This window comes from Salinimicrobium gaetbulicola (genome assembly GCF_042676025.1).
Classification (GTDB): domain Bacteria; phylum Bacteroidota; class Bacteroidia; order Flavobacteriales; family Flavobacteriaceae; genus Salinimicrobium; species Salinimicrobium gaetbulicola.
The window spans coordinates 1-828 of the sequence record NZ_JBHTJP010000022.1; the positions used below are offsets into that span (position 1 = coordinate 1).

At 34.7% G+C, this 828-nt stretch carries 1 protein-coding gene; it reads right to left on the reverse strand.

What is annotated here, in order from left to right:
- Positions 1-135: 135 nt before the first annotated feature.
- On the reverse strand, positions 136-750 hold the full coding sequence (locus tag ACFQ1G_RS01335; RefSeq protein WP_380736438.1) for a class I SAM-dependent methyltransferase: 615 nt from the start codon (positions 748-750) through the stop codon (positions 136-138).
- Positions 751-828 lie beyond the last annotated feature (78 nt).

Genomic DNA, 828 nt, shown 5'->3' on the forward strand with positions numbered 1-828 from the left:
ACAACGTCTCCGGTTAACGCAAGTAGCGGACTTGGGAAACGTATTTGTCGGTTAAGTTATCGTTTTAAAGGTAGTCAAAAATGTCATTTTAGATGGGTCTACAGCTATTTGCTCGTTAACCGATGTTGTGGGCAGTTATTTCTCACACATTATCATCCAATGTGTTTCATTTGGATTTTCCTCAGGTTCGTTAACTTCCTTCGCTTCTACAATGTTATAATGACCAAACTCGTCTATAATTGACTCTTCATCATAAAAGTAAAGGTTTAGTCCTTGTGGCGACCGGAAGGTGTTTCTTTCTAATTTTTCGCCCAATCCAAATCGCTTATCGTTTATCGACAATGCCACAAAAATCATTAAACCGTTATCTTTCAATTGTGAATAACAGTCATTAATTAGTTTTAATCTGTCGGCTTTGTTAAGAAGATGAATAAGTGAATAACAATAGATTGATTCATATTGAGTTTTATCAAATGGCATATCGGTAACAGAACCATAGTGAATTGTCACATCACTTTCAAAATATTTCCGAGCCCTTTCAATAGCTGTTTTAGATATTTCAATTCCAGTAACATCAATTCCTTTGTCGTAAAACACCTTTGCATTTCTTCCATATCCAAATCCTGGAATTAATACATTTCTGATATTACGTTTCTGCATTACTTTAAGTACTTTCCGTGCATTGTCAGAAGGGTTCTCTCCCCACATTCTTTGATTACTTTGATAGGCAGATTCCCAAAATTCAGTCATAATTACATTTTATTATCAAGTTATGTTAGACATTAAGAAGAGATTTGAACTTCGGTTGTTATTAATTGCCCACAACGT

What these genes read in the sequence shown, in the direction of transcription:
- ACFQ1G_RS01335 (WP_380736438.1), bottom strand. Translation starts at nt 750, where the DNA reads ATGACTGAATTTTGGGAATCTGCCTATCAAAGTAATCAAAGAATGTGG.